Annotated in this window: 27 protein-coding genes; all 27 read right to left on the reverse strand. The window is 45.2% G+C overall.

Going from position 1 to position 13,202, the window contains the following annotated elements; translation table 11 throughout:
• Nucleotides 1–10 precede the first annotated feature (10 nt).
• A complete protein-coding gene (gene rpsD / locus OQJ75_RS17285) occupies nucleotides 11–631 on the reverse strand; it encodes a 30S ribosomal protein S4 (RefSeq protein WP_004738777.1) in 621 nt (206 codons plus the stop codon).
• Nucleotides 632–662: 31 nt separating this feature from the next.
• Complete coding sequence (rpsK, locus tag OQJ75_RS17290; protein WP_004738778.1) at nucleotides 663–1,052, reverse strand: 30S ribosomal protein S11; 390 nt, start codon at nucleotides 1,050–1,052, stop codon at nucleotides 663–665.
• Nucleotides 1,053–1,071: 19 nt separating this feature from the next.
• Nucleotides 1,072–1,428 carry a 30S ribosomal protein S13 gene (gene rpsM, locus OQJ75_RS17295; RefSeq protein ID WP_004738779.1) on the reverse strand — a complete coding sequence of 119 codons (357 nt, stop codon included), beginning with the start codon at nucleotides 1,426–1,428 and terminating at the stop codon, nucleotides 1,072–1,074.
• A 148-nt stretch (nucleotides 1,429–1,576) separates the two neighbouring features.
• A complete protein-coding gene (rpmJ, locus tag OQJ75_RS17300; protein WP_000868186.1) occupies nucleotides 1,577–1,690 on the reverse strand; it encodes a 50S ribosomal protein L36 in 114 nt (37 codons plus the stop codon).
• Nucleotides 1,691–1,731: 41 nt separating this feature from the next.
• The gene (gene secY, locus OQJ75_RS17305; RefSeq protein WP_004736759.1) at nucleotides 1,732–3,066 is read right to left on the reverse strand and encodes a preprotein translocase subunit SecY; all 1,335 of its coding nucleotides are present in this window, start codon (nucleotides 3,064–3,066) and stop codon (nucleotides 1,732–1,734) included.
• Between the two features lie 20 nt (nucleotides 3,067–3,086).
• The gene (gene rplO / locus OQJ75_RS17310) at nucleotides 3,087–3,521 is read right to left on the reverse strand and encodes a 50S ribosomal protein L15 (protein ID WP_004736758.1); all 435 of its coding nucleotides are present in this window, start codon (nucleotides 3,519–3,521) and stop codon (nucleotides 3,087–3,089) included.
• 5 nt (nucleotides 3,522–3,526) lie between these two features.
• Nucleotides 3,527–3,703 (reverse strand): 50S ribosomal protein L30, encoded by a 177-nt coding sequence (gene rpmD / locus OQJ75_RS17315; RefSeq protein WP_004736756.1) that lies wholly within the window; start codon nucleotides 3,701–3,703, stop codon nucleotides 3,527–3,529.
• Between the two features lie 7 nt (nucleotides 3,704–3,710).
• A complete protein-coding gene (rpsE, locus tag OQJ75_RS17320; RefSeq protein ID WP_004736754.1) occupies nucleotides 3,711–4,211 on the reverse strand; it encodes a 30S ribosomal protein S5 in 501 nt (166 codons plus the stop codon).
• Between the two features lie 14 nt (nucleotides 4,212–4,225).
• A complete protein-coding gene (rplR, locus tag OQJ75_RS17325; RefSeq protein ID WP_048605977.1) occupies nucleotides 4,226–4,579 on the reverse strand; it encodes a 50S ribosomal protein L18 in 354 nt (117 codons plus the stop codon).
• Between the two features lie 9 nt (nucleotides 4,580–4,588).
• Nucleotides 4,589–5,122 (reverse strand): 50S ribosomal protein L6, encoded by a 534-nt coding sequence (gene rplF, locus OQJ75_RS17330; RefSeq protein WP_017063712.1) that lies wholly within the window; start codon nucleotides 5,120–5,122, stop codon nucleotides 4,589–4,591.
• Between the two features lie 10 nt (nucleotides 5,123–5,132).
• Nucleotides 5,133–5,525 carry a 30S ribosomal protein S8 gene (rpsH, locus tag OQJ75_RS17335; RefSeq protein ID WP_017061309.1) on the reverse strand — a complete coding sequence of 131 codons (393 nt, stop codon included), beginning with the start codon at nucleotides 5,523–5,525 and terminating at the stop codon, nucleotides 5,133–5,135.
• A gap of 29 nt (nucleotides 5,526–5,554) precedes the next feature.
• Nucleotides 5,555–5,860 carry a 30S ribosomal protein S14 gene (rpsN, locus tag OQJ75_RS17340; protein ID WP_004738789.1) on the reverse strand — a complete coding sequence of 102 codons (306 nt, stop codon included), beginning with the start codon at nucleotides 5,858–5,860 and terminating at the stop codon, nucleotides 5,555–5,557.
• 16 nt (nucleotides 5,861–5,876) lie between these two features.
• Nucleotides 5,877–6,416, reverse strand: a complete 540-nt coding sequence (rplE, locus tag OQJ75_RS17345; RefSeq protein ID WP_004738790.1) for a 50S ribosomal protein L5 — start codon at nucleotides 6,414–6,416, stop codon at nucleotides 5,877–5,879.
• Nucleotides 6,417–6,440: 24 nt separating this feature from the next.
• Nucleotides 6,441–6,758: a 50S ribosomal protein L24 gene (rplX, locus tag OQJ75_RS17350; protein ID WP_004738792.1), complete on the reverse strand. Its 318-nt coding sequence runs from the start codon at nucleotides 6,756–6,758 to the stop codon at nucleotides 6,441–6,443.
• A gap of 11 nt (nucleotides 6,759–6,769) precedes the next feature.
• Entirely contained in the window at nucleotides 6,770–7,141 is a 372-nt protein-coding gene (rplN, locus tag OQJ75_RS17355) for a 50S ribosomal protein L14 (RefSeq protein ID WP_004736740.1), read from the reverse strand.
• A 162-nt stretch (nucleotides 7,142–7,303) separates the two neighbouring features.
• Nucleotides 7,304–7,558 (reverse strand): 30S ribosomal protein S17, encoded by a 255-nt coding sequence (gene rpsQ, locus OQJ75_RS17360; RefSeq protein WP_004736739.1) that lies wholly within the window; start codon nucleotides 7,556–7,558, stop codon nucleotides 7,304–7,306.
• Nucleotides 7,558–7,749 carry a 50S ribosomal protein L29 gene (rpmC, locus tag OQJ75_RS17365; protein ID WP_004736737.1) on the reverse strand — a complete coding sequence of 64 codons (192 nt, stop codon included), beginning with the start codon at nucleotides 7,747–7,749 and terminating at the stop codon, nucleotides 7,558–7,560. Before rpmC ends, rpsQ begins: the two co-directional genes overlap by 1 nt.
• The gene (gene rplP / locus OQJ75_RS17370) at nucleotides 7,749–8,159 is read right to left on the reverse strand and encodes a 50S ribosomal protein L16 (protein WP_004736736.1); all 411 of its coding nucleotides are present in this window, start codon (nucleotides 8,157–8,159) and stop codon (nucleotides 7,749–7,751) included. Before rplP ends, rpmC begins: the two co-directional genes overlap by 1 nt.
• A gap of 11 nt (nucleotides 8,160–8,170) precedes the next feature.
• Nucleotides 8,171–8,869 (reverse strand): 30S ribosomal protein S3, encoded by a 699-nt coding sequence (gene rpsC, locus OQJ75_RS17375; protein WP_004736734.1) that lies wholly within the window; start codon nucleotides 8,867–8,869, stop codon nucleotides 8,171–8,173.
• A gap of 18 nt (nucleotides 8,870–8,887) precedes the next feature.
• Nucleotides 8,888–9,220, reverse strand: coding sequence for a 50S ribosomal protein L22 (gene rplV, locus OQJ75_RS17380; RefSeq protein ID WP_004736732.1), 333 nt, complete (start codon nucleotides 9,218–9,220; stop codon nucleotides 8,888–8,890).
• A gap of 9 nt (nucleotides 9,221–9,229) precedes the next feature.
• Nucleotides 9,230–9,508: a 30S ribosomal protein S19 gene (gene rpsS, locus OQJ75_RS17385; protein ID WP_004736729.1), complete on the reverse strand. Its 279-nt coding sequence runs from the start codon at nucleotides 9,506–9,508 to the stop codon at nucleotides 9,230–9,232.
• A 19-nt stretch (nucleotides 9,509–9,527) separates the two neighbouring features.
• Nucleotides 9,528–10,352 (reverse strand): 50S ribosomal protein L2, encoded by an 825-nt coding sequence (gene rplB, locus OQJ75_RS17390; protein WP_017076297.1) that lies wholly within the window; start codon nucleotides 10,350–10,352, stop codon nucleotides 9,528–9,530.
• 14 nt (nucleotides 10,353–10,366) lie between these two features.
• Nucleotides 10,367–10,669, reverse strand: a complete 303-nt coding sequence (gene rplW / locus OQJ75_RS17395; RefSeq protein ID WP_004736765.1) for a 50S ribosomal protein L23 — start codon at nucleotides 10,667–10,669, stop codon at nucleotides 10,367–10,369.
• Nucleotides 10,666–11,268 (reverse strand): 50S ribosomal protein L4, encoded by a 603-nt coding sequence (rplD, locus tag OQJ75_RS17400; RefSeq protein ID WP_004736764.1) that lies wholly within the window; start codon nucleotides 11,266–11,268, stop codon nucleotides 10,666–10,668. Before rplD ends, rplW begins: the two co-directional genes overlap by 4 nt.
• A 16-nt stretch (nucleotides 11,269–11,284) precedes the next feature.
• The gene (gene rplC, locus OQJ75_RS17405; RefSeq protein ID WP_004736763.1) at nucleotides 11,285–11,914 is read right to left on the reverse strand and encodes a 50S ribosomal protein L3; all 630 of its coding nucleotides are present in this window, start codon (nucleotides 11,912–11,914) and stop codon (nucleotides 11,285–11,287) included.
• Nucleotides 11,915–11,928: 14 nt separating this feature from the next.
• The gene (rpsJ, locus tag OQJ75_RS17410) at nucleotides 11,929–12,240 is read right to left on the reverse strand and encodes a 30S ribosomal protein S10 (RefSeq protein WP_004736761.1); all 312 of its coding nucleotides are present in this window, start codon (nucleotides 12,238–12,240) and stop codon (nucleotides 11,929–11,931) included.
• 444 nt (nucleotides 12,241–12,684) lie between these two features.
• On the reverse strand, nucleotides 12,685–13,202 hold a 518-nt coding region (locus OQJ75_RS17415; protein WP_266067249.1), incomplete at its 5' end, for an EF-Tu/IF-2/RF-3 family GTPase.

Here is a 13,202-nt window from a genome sequence, read left to right on the forward strand (position 1 = left end):
TTTTTTAACCTTACTTAGAGTAAAGTTCGACGATCAAGTGTTCATTGATGTCAGCTGATAGGTCAGAACGCTCAGGCATACGCTTGAATGTACCTTCCATTTTGCCAGCATCTACTTCAATCCAAGTTGGCTTTTCACGTTGTTCAGCAACTTCTAGAGCCGCTTTAATACGAGATTGCTGTTTAGCTTTCTCGCGGATAGAAACAACGTCGTTTGCCGCTACTTTGAAAGAAGGAACGTTTACAACTTTACCGTTAACTAGAATAGACTTGTGGCTAACTAGTTGACGAGATTCAGCACGAGTAGCGCCAAAGCCCATACGGTAAACTACGTTATCAAGACGACCTTCAAGAAGCTGAAGCAGGTTTGCACCTGTGTTGCCTTTAAGACGTGCAGCTTCTTTGTAGTAGTTGCGGAATTGTTTTTCTAGAACGCCGTAAATACGACGAACTTTTTGCTTCTCACGAAGCTGAACGCCATACTCAGATAGACGACCGCGACGAGCGCCGTGTACACCTGGTGCGTTATCAATTTTACACTTGGTATCGATCGCACGGACACCAGACTTAAGAAATAAGTCAGTACCTTCGCGACGGCTAAGCTTCAGCTTAGGACCCAAATATCTTGCCATGATCTTTCTCCAATATTCCTAGAAACGAAACTTAAACGCGACGTTTCTTAGGTGGACGACAACCGTTATGAGGGATTGGTGTCGCATCAACAATGTTAGTGATACGGAAACCAGCAGCGTTCAGTGCACGAACAGTAGATTCGCGACCTGGACCTGGACCCTTAACCATAACTTCCAAGTTCTTTAGGCCATATTCTTTAGCCATTTCACCACAACGCTCAGCTGCAACTTGTGCTGCGAACGGAGTAGATTTACGAGAACCACGGAAACCTGAACCACCTGCTGTAGCCCATGCAAGAGCGTTGCCTTGACGGTCAGTGATAGTTACGATTGTGTTGTTGAAAGAAGCATGAATGTGCGCTACGCCATCAGCTACTTGCTTGCGTACGCGCTTACGCGCGCGAGTTGGTTGTTTTGCCATTGTACTCTACCTTATCCGACTATTTCTTGATCGGCTTGCGCGGACCCTTACGGGTACGAGCGTTGGTTTTAGTACGCTGTCCACGTAGTGGTAGACTGCGACGATGACGAAGACCGCGGTAACAGCCAAGGTCCATAAGACGCTTGATGTTCATCGATACTTCACGACGTAGATCACCTTCTACAGTGTATTTAGCTACACCATCACGCAGTTGATCGATCTGCTCTTCAGTTAGTTCACTGATCTTAGCATCTTCAGCAATACCCACTTCAGCTAGAATAGCTTGAGAGCGAGTTTTACCAATACCGTAGATTGCAGTAAGTGCAATTACAGAATGCTTATGATCAGGAATGTTAATGCCGGCTATACGGGCCATTATTCACTCCTAAGGGGTTCATAAAAGAATTATCCGCAGCAAAGCCCGTTATGGATACGCTGCGGCATACTACTTCTTTTGCACGCAAAAGGTAGGCCGAGGAATATACTCGACTCTACCTAGTATTTCAAGTAAAAATTTCTGCTGATTAGCCTTGGCGTTGCTTATGCTTTGGCTCACTGCAAATCACGCGAACGACACCGTTACGCTTGATAACTTTACAGTTACGGCAGATTTTTTTAACGGAAGCACGAACTTTCATTGCTAAACTCCGTAAATGGAATCGAAATAATTACTACCGAATTAACGGCCGTAACCTTTCAGATTCGCTTTCTTTAACACAGAATCATACTGTTGTGACATCAGATGAGTCTGTACCTGTGCCATGAAATCCATGATAACTACCACTACGATTAGTAGTGATGTGCCGCCGAAGTAGAAACGAACGTTCCACGCGACCATCATGAATTCAGGAATCAGACATATAAAAGTAATGTATAGAGCGCCCGCAAGGGTTAGCCTAGTCATCACTTTATCGATATATTTCGCTGTCTGCTCACCTGGGCGGATACCGGGTACGAATGCACCAGACTTCTTCAAGTTATCAGCTGTTTCACGTGGGTTAAACACCAACGCTGTATAGAAGAAACAGAAGAAGATAATAGCTGCTGCATAAAGCATTACATACAAAGGTTGACCTGGGCTAAGAGCTAATGACACGTCAGTTAACCAACCGAACGCGCTGCTTTCACCATTTTGACCAAACCATTGCGCTAATGTTCCTGGGAACAAAATAATACTTGATGCAAAAATCGCTGGTATAACACCTGCCATATTAATCTTAAGTGGCAAGTGAGAACTTTGTGCTGCAAACACTTTACGACCTTGTTGACGCTTTGCATAGTTAACGACGATACGACGTTGACCACGCTCCATGAAAACTACGAAGTAAATTACAGCAAAAGACAATACCGCGATAAACAACAGAAGAAGCACATGCAATTCACCTTGACGCGCTTGCTCGATTGTTTGACCGATTGCAGAAGGCAATCCAGCAACAATACCTGCAAAAATCAGAATGGAAATACCATTACCGATTCCTCGCTCAGTGATTTGTTCACCTAACCACATCAAAAACATGGTACCAGTTACTAAACTCACGGTAGCAATAAGCGTAAACATGGTTTGGTTGATAACAACCAGATTGTCGACCATGTTTGGTAAGCCTGTTGCGATACCAATAGCTTGGAATGTTGCAAGTACAAGCGTGCCGTAGCGTGTATATTGGCTTATCTTACGACGGCCTGCTTCACCCTCTTTCTTGAGTTCCGCTAACGCTGGATGAACTACAGTTAGCAATTGGACTACGATCGATGCCGAAATGTACGGCATGATACCCAATGCTAATATAGATGCACGCTCAAGAGCACCACCGGAGAACATGTTAAACATTTCTACGATGGTACCTTTTTGCTGATCGAACAAATCGGCAAGTACAGCTGCGTCAATACCAGGGATCGGCACAAAAGAGCCGGCTCGGAATACTAAAAGTGCACCAATTACGAATAACAAGCGCGACTTTAATTCACTTAAGCCGCTCTGAGCACTACGAAAATCTTTTCCTGGTTTCTTAGCCATCTGTACCTCGTTCCTCGAGATTATTCCTCGATTTTACCGCCTGCAGCTTCGATTGCAGCTTTAGCGCCTTTAGTCACGCGTAAACCTTTAACAGTCACAGCTTTGCTTAGGTCACCAGAAAGAACGATCTTAACAAACTCGATGTTCTTAGTGATAACGTTAGCAGCTTTAAGGCTGTTAAGATCAACTACGTCACCTGTTACTTTCGCTAGCTCAGCTAGACGAACTTCAGCAGACACTAGGCTCTTACGAGAAGTGAAACCGAATTTAGGTAGACGTTGTTTTAGAGGCATTTGACCGCCTTCAAAACCTGGACGAACAGAGCCGCCAGAACGTGACTTTTGACCTTTGTGACCGCGGCCACCTGTTTTACCAAGGCCAGAACCGATACCACGACCTACACGCTTCTTAGAAGGTTTAGAGCCAGCAGCCGGTGATAGAGTATTCAAACGCATTCTGATTACTCCTCAATCTTAACCATGTAGTAAACCTTGTTGATCATACCGCGTACGCACGGTGTATCTTCAAGTTCTACTGTATGGTTGATGCGACGAAGACCTAGACCTTTAAGACACGCTTTGTGCTTAGGTAGGCGACCAATTGAGCTTTTAGTTTGAGTTACTTTAATAGTTGCCATCGTGTTCTTACTCCGAAATAGATTCAACAGTTAGACCACGTTTAGCAGCAACCATTTCTGGTGACTTAACGTCTACTAGAGCACCAATCGTTGCGCGAACAACGTTGATTGGGTTCGTTGAACCGTATGCTTTAGAAAGTACGTTATGTACGCCTGCAACTTCAAGTACGGCACGCATTGCACCACCGGCAATAACACCTGTACCTTCAGCAGCTGGCTGCATGTAAACTTTAGAGCCCGAATGACGACCTTTCACCGGGTGGTGAAGAGTGCCTTCGTTAAGCGCAACAGTAACCATGTTACGACGCGCTTTTTCCATTGCTTTTTGAATCGCAGCAGGTACTTCACGAGCTTTGCCGTAACCGAAACCTACACGACCATTACCGTCACCAACTACTGTTAGTGCAGTGAAGCTCATGATTCGACCACCTTTAACCGTCTTAGATACACGGTTAACTGCGATCAGCTTTTCTTGCAAATCATTAGCTTGTTGTTGTTCTTTAGCCATCTTCCAACCCTACCTTAGAATTTCAGACCAGCTTCGCGAGCAGAATCTGCTAGCGCCGCTACTCGACCGTGGTATTGGAAACCAGAACGATCGAATGCAACTGAAGCTACGCCTTTTTCAAGAGCGCGCTCAGCAACAGCTTTACCAACTGCTTTAGCTGCATCAACGTTACCAGTGTTCTTAACTTGCTCACGGATCGCTTTTTCTACAGTAGAAGCAGCTGCGATAACCTCAGAGCCGTTTGCCGCGATAACTTGTGCGTAAACATGGCGAGGAGTACGATGTACTACCAGGCGAGTTGCACCAAGTTCTGCAATCTTACGACGTGCACGTGTAGCACGACGGATGCGAGATGCTTTCTTATCCATAGTGATACCTTACTTCTTCTTAGCTTCTTTAGTACGCACATTTTCATCTGCGTAACGAACACCTTTGCCTTTGTAAGGCTCAGGAGCACGGTAAGAACGAATGTCAGCCGCAACTTGACCTACTACTTGCTTATCGCAACCAGTAATGATGATCTCAGTTTGGCTAGGGCACTCAGCTTTAATACCTTCAGGTAGAGCGTGCTCTACTGGGTGAGAAAAACCAAGAGTTAGAGCTACAGAGTTGCCTTTCATAGCAGCACGGTAACCAACACCTTTAAGAGTTAGCTTCTTAGTGAAGCCCTCAGTAACACCCACAACCATGTTATTAACTAGAGCGCGAGCTGTACCAGCTTGTGCCCATGCGTTAGTAACACCTTCTTTCGGACCGAAAGTTAGGTTGGTTTCTTCCTGTGCAATAACTACGGCGCTGTTAAGAACGCGAGTAAGCTCACCTTTGCTACCTTTTACAGTAACTTCTTGGCCGTTTAGTTTCACCTCTACGCCAGCTGGAATAGCGACAGGTGCTTTAGCAACACGAGACATAATCTACTCCTTAAGCTACGTAACAGATGATTTCACCGCCAAGACCTGCTTTACGAGCAGCACGGTCAGACATCAGACCCTTGGAAGTAGAAACAACTGCAATACCAAGACCACCCATCACTGTAGGTAAAGAGTCTTTATTTTTATAAACTCTTAGACCAGGACGTGATACACGCTTGATTTGCTCGATTACAGGTTTAGCTTGGAAGTACTTAAGAGTAACTTCTAGCTCAGGTTTTGCTTCGCTGTTAACAGCGAAGTCTACGATGTAACCTTCAGCTTTAAGTAATGCAGCAATTGCAACTTTAAGCTTTGAAGAAGGCATTTTTACAGCAACTTTGTTTGCTGCCTGACCGTTACGAACTCGGGTCAGCATATCCGAAATCGGATCTTGCATGCTCATAAGATTTACTCCAAATGATTAAGTGGCAATTACCAGCTAGCCTTACGAAGACCCGGAATCTCGCCTTTCATGCAAGCTTCACGAACCTTAATGCGGCTTAGACCGAACTTACGTAGGTAACCGTGTGGACGACCAGTTTGGTTGCAACGGTTGCGCTGACGTGATGCACTTGAATCACGTGGAAGAGATTGCAGTTTAAGAACCGCATTCCAACGATCTTCTTCAGATGCGTTTACATCGCTAATGATAACTTTTAGCGCAGAACGCTTTTCAGCGAACTTAGCTACTAGTTTTGCACGTTTAGCTTCACGTGCTTTCATTGATTGTTTAGCCATAACAGTAACCCTACCCTTACTTACGGAATGGGAAGTTAAAGGCAGCCAGCAGAGCTCGGCCTTCCTCATCGGAACCCGCAGAAGTCGTGATAGTGATATCAAGACCGCGGACGCGATCGACTTTATCGTAGTCGATTTCCGGAAAGATGATTTGCTCGCGAACGCCCATGCTGTAGTTACCGCGACCGTCAAAAGACTTAGCGCTAACACCACGGAAATCACGTACACGTGGAAGTGCGATAGAGATTAAACGCTCTAAAAATTCCCACATGCGCTCACCACGCAAGGTTACTTTACAACCAATTGGGTAGCCTTCACGAATTTTGAAACCAGCTACAGATTTACGCGCTTTAGTGATAAGTGGCTTTTGACCAGAGATCGTTGCCATATCAGCTGCTGCGTTTTCTAGCAGTTTCTTATCGTTGATTGCTTCACCAACGCCCATGTTTAGGGTGATTTTCTCAATCCTAGGGACTTGCATGACGCTTGTGTAGCTGAACTCTTTGGTAAGCTCAGCGACTACAGACGACTTGTAGTAATCATGCAGTTTCGCCATAGTAGAACTCCAAATTACTTCTAATTAGTTAGAAACAGTTTCGCCGTTAGATTTGAAGAAACGAACTTTCTTGCCATCTTCGATACGGAAACCGATACGGTCTGCTTTACCAGTAGCCGCGTTAAAAACAGCAACGTTAGAAGCATCAATAGCTGCTTCTTGTTCAACGATGCCACCTTGTTGACCTAGAGCCGGAACCGGCTTTTGGTGTTTCTTAACAAGGTTGATGCCTTCAACGATAACTTTACCAGTTGTCAGAACCTTAGTTACTTTACCTTTCTTGCCTTTATCTTTACCAGCAAGAATGATTACTTCGTCATTACGACGGATTTTAGCTGCCATGTTGCCGCTCCTTACAGAACTTCAGGTGCTAGTGATACAATCTTCATGAATTTCGCGTTACGAAGTTCACGAGTCACAGGACCAAAGATACGTGTGCCGACTGGTTGCTCAGTAGTGTCATTTAACAATACACAAGCATTACTGTCGAAGCGAATGACAGAACCGTCTGGGCGACGAACGCCTTTACGGGTGCGCACTACTACCGCCTTCAGAACATCACCTTTCTTTACTTTACCGCGAGGAATCGCTTCCTTCACTGTAACCTTGATGACGTCACCGATATGTGCATAACGGCGGTGAGAGCCACCCAGAACCTTAATACACATTACCTTGCGCGCGCCAGAGTTATCTGCTGCGTCAAGTGTACTTTGCATCTGGATCATTGTTAGTGCTCCGCTAAATATTAAAACTAGACCCTCTCGGGTCGGGCTGCCTCTTTAAAAGGGACGCGAATTGTACCACCCTTTTTTTAAATTGGGTAGACAAAAAACAAGCGGCTCCAAAAAATTATTTGGAGCCGCTTATAAGTTATAGAATTACAAAGATTAAATCTTCGCTTTTTCTAGAACTTTAACCAATGTCCAAGACTTAGTCTTAGACAGAGGACGACACTCAGCGATTTCAACTTTGTCGCCTAGGCCACAAGTGTTGTCTTCGTCGTGTGCGTGTACTTTAGTCGTGCGTTTGATGAACTTACCGTAAATTGGGTGTTTTACAGTGCGCTCAATAGCAACAACGATAGACTTGTCCATCTTGTCACTTACTACACGGCCTTGCTGGATGCGGTTAGTTTCGCTCATTATGCGCCTGCCTTTTCAGTCAAAACAGTTTTCACACGTGCGATGTCACGGCGTACAGCTTTTAGAGTATGAGTTTGCTGTAGTTGACCAGTTGCAGCTTGCATGCGCAAGTTGAACTGTTCACGTAGCAAATTCAATAGCTCAGCGTTAAGCTCTTCAACGTTCTTTTCGCGTAGATCTTGTGCTTTCATCACATCACCTGCTTAGTTACAAAAGTAGTTTTAACAGGCAGTTTACGTGCCGCTAGGCGGAACGCTTCACGTGCCAACTCTTCAGGTACGCCATTCATCTCGTACATAACTTTGCCTGGTTGGATTTGAGCAACCCAGTACGCAACTGAACCTTTACCTTTACCTTGACGAACTTCAAGAGGCTTTTCAGTAATCGGTTTGTCTGGGAAAACACGGATCCAGATTTGACCTTGACGCTTAATGTGACGTGTCATAGCACGACGTGCCGCTTCGATTTGACGTGCAGTCAGACGACCACGGCCAACAGCTTTAAGACCGAATTCGCCGAAGCTTACTTCAGTACCTTTAGCTAGACCACGGTTACGACCAGTCATAACCTTGCGGAACTTAGTACGTTTTGGTTGTAGCATCGTTCGACTCCTTACTTACGGCCTTTACGCTGCTTCTTAGGCTTATCGCCTTTTGGCTCTACTGCGTTAGCAGCTGGCATACCGCCTAGAATCTCACCTTTGAAGATCCAAACTTTAATGCCGATCACACCGTATTGGGTGTGAGCCGAAGAAGTTGCGTAATCAATGTCTGCACGTAGAGTGTGTAGAGGCACACGGCCTTCACGGTACCACTCAGAACGTGCGATTTCAGCACCGCCAAGACGGCCGCCTACTTGTACTTTGATGCCTTTAGCGCCTAGACGCATAGCATTTTGTACCGCACGCTTCATTGCACGACGGAACATAACACGACGCTCTAGTTGAGACGCGATGCTATCAGCTACAAGCTGACCATCTAGCTCAGGCTTACGTACTTCAGCGATGTTAATTTGCGCTGGTACACCTGCGATTTTAGCTACAGCTGCGCGTAGCTTCTCTACGTCTTCACCTTTCTTACCGATAACAACGCCAGGACGAGCAGTGTGAATAGTCACACGGATGCTCTTAGCTGGACGCTCGATAACGATACGAGATAATGATGCTTTTTGTAGTTCCTTGGTAAGGAACTGACGTACCTTGAAGTCGCCGTCTAGGTTGTCAGCGAATTCGTTGGTATTAGCAAACCATGTAGCATTCCAAGGCTTAACGATGCCAAGACGAATACCATTAGGATGTACTTTCTGACCCATTGCTTACTCTCCTAGTCTTTAGCGATCTGCTACAACAATAGTGATGTGGCTTGAACGCTTCAAGATACGATCCGCACGACCTTTAGCACGAGGCATAATACGCTTCATGATAGGGCCCTCATCTACGAAGATTTTAGCGACATTTAGATCGTCGATATCTGCACCTTCGTTATGTTCCGCGTTAGCGATAGCTGACTCAAGAACTTTCTTAACTAATACAGCAGCTTTTTTGTTGCTGAAAGTTAGAATTTCTAGAGCTTGGTCTACCGACTTACCGCGAATTTGGTCTGCAACTAAGCGAGCTTTCTGTGGAGAAATACGAGCAAAGTTATGTTTAGCTAAAGCTTCCATCATCTACTCCTATTTCTTCTTAGCTTTCTTATCTGCAGCATGACCGCGATAAGTACGAGTTGGTGCAAATTCGCCCAGTTTGTGACCGATCATTTCTTCGGTAACGAAAACTGGAACGTGCTGACGACCATTATGGACAGCGATGGTCAAACCAATCATTGTTGGGATGATCATTGAGCGACGGGACCAAGTCTTAATAGGCTTTTTGTCTCCGCTTTCCACCGCTTTCTCTACCTTCTTCAGCAAGTGTAGGTCAATAAAAGGACCTTTCTTGAGAGAACGTGGCATGGCGATTCCTCTTTATAAATTATTTAGTGCGACGACGTACGATGTACTTGTCAGTGCGCTTGTTCTTACGAGTCTTGAAGCCCTTAGTAGGAACGCCCCAAGGAGAAACTGGGTGACGACCACCAGATGTGCGGCCTTCACCACCACCATGTGGGTGATCCACCGGGTTCATTACTACACCACGTACGGTTGGACGTACGCCGCGCCAGCGTGAAGCACCAGCTTTACCAAGTTCACGTAGCATATGCTCAGAGTTACCAACTTCACCGATCGTTGCACGACCTTCAGAAAGAACTTTGCGCATTTCACCAGAACGTAGACGGATAGTTACGTATGCACCATCGCGAGCGATGATTTGAGCATAAGCACCAGCCGAACGAGCTAGTTGAGCACCTTTACCAGGCTTAAGTTCAACACAGTGTACAGTAGAACCTACTGGGATGTTGCGCATCGGCAGAGTGTTACCTGCTTTGATTGCAGCATCTACGCCAGATTGAATCTGGTCGCCTGCGTTAACACCTTTAGGTGCAATGATGTAACGACGCTCACCGTCTGCGTACAGAACTAGAGCGATGTTAGCACTACGGTTTGGATCGTATTCTAGACGCTCAACTTTCGCTGGGATGCCATCTTTAGTACGTTTGAAGTCAATCAGACGGTAATGGTGTTTATGACCACCACCGATGTGACGTACTGTAATACGACCGTTGTTGTTACGACCACCGTTCTTAGAGTTTTTCTCTAAAAGTGGTGCGTATGGCTTACCCTTGTGCAGGTCAGCGTTAACAACTTTAACGACGTGACGACGACCAGGGGAAGTCGGCTTACATTTAACAATAGCCATTTTTACTACTCCTGTTATTCCGCGCCGCCAACGAAGTCAAGATCTTGACCTTCTTTCAAAGTAACGTAGGCTTTCTTAACGTCTGAACGACGGCCTTCACGCATACCTTGACGTTTGGTCTTACCCTTTAATACAAGAGTATTTACAGACTTAACTTCAACTTCAAATAGCTTTTCTACAGCTGCTTTGATCTCTTTCTTAGTTGCATCTTTAGCTACTTTGAAAACGATAGTGTTCGCTTTCTCAGCTGCCATAGTTGCTTTTTCAGAGATGTGCGGAGCACGTAGAACTTTTAAGATACGCTCTTCAGTGATCATGCTAGCATCTCCTCAACTTGCTTAACTGCGTCAGCAGTCATCAGAACCTTGTCGAAAGCGATTAGTGATACCGGATCAACACCAGCAACATCACGTGCATCTACTTTGTATAGGTTACGAGCAGCTAAGAATAGATTTTCATCTACTTCGCCAGTCACAATCAGAACGTCATTTAGCTCAAGCTCTTTAAGCTTAGCTACAAGTTCTTTTGTTTTTGGTGCTTCTACAGAGAAGTTATCAACAACGATTAGACGCTCTTGACGAATCAACTCAGACAGAATGCTCTTCATAGCACCGCGGTACATTTTTTTGTTTACTTTTTGGCTGTGATCTTGTGGTTTCGCAGCAAAAGTAACACCACCTGTACGCCAGATTGGGCTACGAATTGTACCAGCACGTGCACGGCCAGTACCTTTTTGGCGCCATGGCTTAGCACCGCCGCCTGATACTTCAGAACGAGTCTTTTGAGCACGAGTACCTTGACGAGCACCTGCTGCATATGCAACAACTACTTGGTGTACTAGAGCTTCGTTAAAGTCACGTCCGAAAGTAGTCTCGGAAACAGTTAGTGCATCAGCACCTTTAACCATCAATTCCATTACTTACTCCTAGACGTTATGCTTTAACAGCAGGTTTTACGATCACGTTACCGCCTGTTGAGCCTGGTACTGCACCTTTAATAAGGAGTAGATTGCGCTCAGCGTCAACACGTACGATCTCTAGGTTTTGAGTCGTTACACGCTCAGCACCCATGTGACCTGCCATTTTCTTGCCTTTAAACACGCGGCCTGGAGTTTGACATTGGCCAATTGAACCCGGTGCGCGGTGAGACAAAGAGTTACCGTGAGTCATATCTTGAGTAGAGAAATTCCAACGCTTGATAGCGCCTTGGAAGCCTTTACCTTTAGATGTACCAGTAACGTCTACTTTTTTAATTTCGTTGAAAAGTTCTACGTTTAGCTCAGCGCCAACTTCAAACTCTTCGCCGTTTTCTAAACGGAATTCCCAAAGACCGCGACCTGCTTCTACACCCGCTTTCGCGAAGTGACCAGCTTCAGGTTTAGTTACACGGTTAGCTTTCTTAGCACCAGTAGTTACTTGGATTGCTGCGTAGCCGTCTGTCTCAAGAGTTTTAACTTGAGAAATACGGTTCGCTTCAACCTCAACAACAGTTACTGGGATAGAAACGCCTTCTTCAGTAAATACGCGGGTCATACCCACTTTACGTCCGACTAGACCAATCATTATTCTTATCTCCCTTAACCTAGGCTGATTTGAACATCAACGCCAGCTGCAAGATCAAGACGCATTAGAGCATCAACAGTTTTATCTGTTGGCTCAACGATGTCGATCAAACGCTTGTGAGTACGAATTTCGTACTGATCACGTGCATCTTTGTTGACGTGTGGAGAGGTAAGAACAGTGAAACGCTCTTTACGAGTAGGAAGTGGAATAGGACCACGAACCTGTGCGCCAGTACGTTTTGCTGTTTCAACGATTTCCGCAGTTGAAGCATCGATTAGCTTGTAATCAAACGCTTTAAGGCGGATACGAATACGTTGGTTCTGCATGAGACAGAGCTCCAATTATTAAAAATTACACAAACAATATCGCCACTCAAGCTCGAAAGAACGAGAGAATGCCGATTGATTTATGTGAAACCGTAGCATCCAAAATCAGGACGCATTGTCAGTTAACTTTTGAAGTAAACTTAAAGTTTACTATTTTTATTAACCGCGAACATAAGCTGAGTATACATTACTAGGTAAGACCTACTCCTCAGTGCTCATTGGTTCACAAACCGACCTTAGCCAGTGGGATGCATTATACAGATCACACTTTAGTATGCAAGTGGTGTTGGAAAAATAATCGGAATATATTGAAAAAGGAGCTTAAAGGATATGATGTATTGCGGGGGAAAAGACTTTTCTTCATAAATAACAAAAGGGAAGCCAAAGCTTCCCTTTTCAGATGCGTGTTCTTCTAATGAAGAGTGTGCAAAAATCTAAATGCTATTAAGCGAAGATTTTAGCTACAACACCAGCACCAACTGTACGGCCACCTTCGCGGATTGCGAAACGTAGACCTTCGTCCATTGCGATTGGAGCGATTAGCTCAACAGTCATTTGAACGTTGTCACCTGGCATTACCATTTCTACGCCTTCTGGTAGAGTGATATCGCCTGTTACGTCAGTTGTACGGAAGTAGAACTGTGGACGGTAACCCTTGAAGAAAGGAGTGTGACGGCCGCCTTCGTCTTTAGAAAGTACGTATACTTCAGACTCAAACTTAGTGTGTGGGTTGATTGAACCTTTAGCAGAAAGTACTTGGCCACGTTCAACGTCATCACGCTTAGTACCACGTAGAAGTGCACCAACGTTCTCACCTGCACGACCTTCGTCAAGCAGCTTACGGAACATTTCAACACCAGTACAAGTAGTAAGAGTAGTTTCTTTGATACCAACGATTTCTACTTCGTCACCTACGCGTAGGATACCGCGCTCGATACGACCAGTAACTACAGTACCACGAC

Source organism: Vibrio sp. 14G-20 (assembly GCF_026241515.1).
Classification (GTDB): domain Bacteria; phylum Pseudomonadota; class Gammaproteobacteria; order Enterobacterales; family Vibrionaceae; genus Vibrio.

Coding starts and splice junctions, on each gene's coding strand:
- rpsD (WP_004738777.1), bottom strand. CDS start 631: ATGGCAAGATATTTGGGTCCTAAGCTGAAGCTTAGCCGTCGCGAAGGT.
- rpsK (WP_004738778.1), bottom strand. CDS start 1,052: ATGGCAAAACAACCAACTCGCGCGCGTAAGCGCGTACGCAAGCAAGTA.
- rpsM (WP_004738779.1), bottom strand. CDS start 1,428: ATGGCCCGTATAGCCGGCATTAACATTCCTGATCATAAGCATTCTGTA.
- rpmJ (WP_000868186.1), bottom strand. CDS start 1,690: ATGAAAGTTCGTGCTTCCGTTAAAAAAATCTGCCGTAACTGTAAAGTT.
- secY (WP_004736759.1), bottom strand. CDS start 3,066: ATGGCTAAGAAACCAGGAAAAGATTTTCGTAGTGCTCAGAGCGGCTTA.
- rplO (WP_004736758.1), bottom strand. CDS start 3,521: ATGCGTTTGAATACTCTATCACCGGCTGCTGGCTCTAAACCTTCTAAG.
- rpmD (WP_004736756.1), bottom strand. CDS start 3,703: ATGGCAACTATTAAAGTAACTCAAACTAAAAGCTCAATTGGTCGCCTA.
- rpsE (WP_004736754.1), bottom strand. CDS start 4,211: ATGGCTAAAGAACAACAACAAGCTAATGATTTGCAAGAAAAGCTGATC.
- rplR (WP_048605977.1), bottom strand. CDS start 4,579: ATGGATAAGAAAGCATCTCGCATCCGTCGTGCTACACGTGCACGTCGT.
- rplF (WP_017063712.1), bottom strand. CDS start 5,122: ATGTCTCGTGTTGCTAAAGCACCTGTCGCTATTCCAGCTGGCGTAGAG.
- rpsH (WP_017061309.1), bottom strand. CDS start 5,525: ATGAGCATGCAAGATCCGATTTCGGATATGCTGACCCGAGTTCGTAAC.
- rpsN (WP_004738789.1), bottom strand. CDS start 5,860: ATGGCTAAACAATCAATGAAAGCACGTGAAGCTAAACGTGCAAAACTA.
- rplE (WP_004738790.1), bottom strand. CDS start 6,416: ATGGCGAAACTGCATGATTACTACAAGTCGTCTGTAGTCGCTGAGCTT.
- rplX (WP_004738792.1), bottom strand. CDS start 6,758: ATGGCAGCTAAAATCCGTCGTAATGACGAAGTAATCATTCTTGCTGGT.
- rplN (WP_004736740.1), bottom strand. CDS start 7,141: ATGATCCAGATGCAAAGTACACTTGACGCAGCAGATAACTCTGGCGCG.
- rpsQ (WP_004736739.1), bottom strand. CDS start 7,558: ATGAGCGAAACTAACCGCATCCAGCAAGGCCGTGTAGTAAGTGACAAG.
- rpmC (WP_004736737.1), bottom strand. CDS start 7,749: ATGAAAGCACAAGATCTACGCGAAAAGAACGTTGAAGAGCTTAACGCT.
- rplP (WP_004736736.1), bottom strand. CDS start 8,159: ATGCTACAACCAAAACGTACTAAGTTCCGCAAGGTTATGACTGGTCGT.
- rpsC (WP_004736734.1), bottom strand. CDS start 8,869: ATGGGTCAGAAAGTACATCCTAATGGTATTCGTCTTGGCATCGTTAAG.
- rplV (WP_004736732.1), bottom strand. CDS start 9,220: ATGGAAGCTTTAGCTAAACATAACTTTGCTCGTATTTCTCCACAGAAA.
- rpsS (WP_004736729.1), bottom strand. CDS start 9,508: ATGCCACGTTCTCTCAAGAAAGGTCCTTTTATTGACCTACACTTGCTG.
- rplB (WP_017076297.1), bottom strand. CDS start 10,352: ATGGCTATTGTTAAATGTAAGCCGACTTCCCCTGGTCGTCGTCACGTC.
- rplW (WP_004736765.1), bottom strand. CDS start 10,669: ATGATCACTGAAGAGCGTATCTTAAAAGTTCTACGTGCTCCGCACATC.
- rplD (WP_004736764.1), bottom strand. CDS start 11,268: ATGGAATTGATGGTTAAAGGTGCTGATGCACTAACTGTTTCCGAGACT.
- rplC (WP_004736763.1), bottom strand. CDS start 11,914: ATGATTGGTCTAGTCGGACGTAAAGTGGGTATGACCCGCGTATTTACT.
- rpsJ (WP_004736761.1), bottom strand. CDS start 12,240: ATGCAGAACCAACGTATTCGTATCCGCCTTAAAGCGTTTGATTACAAG.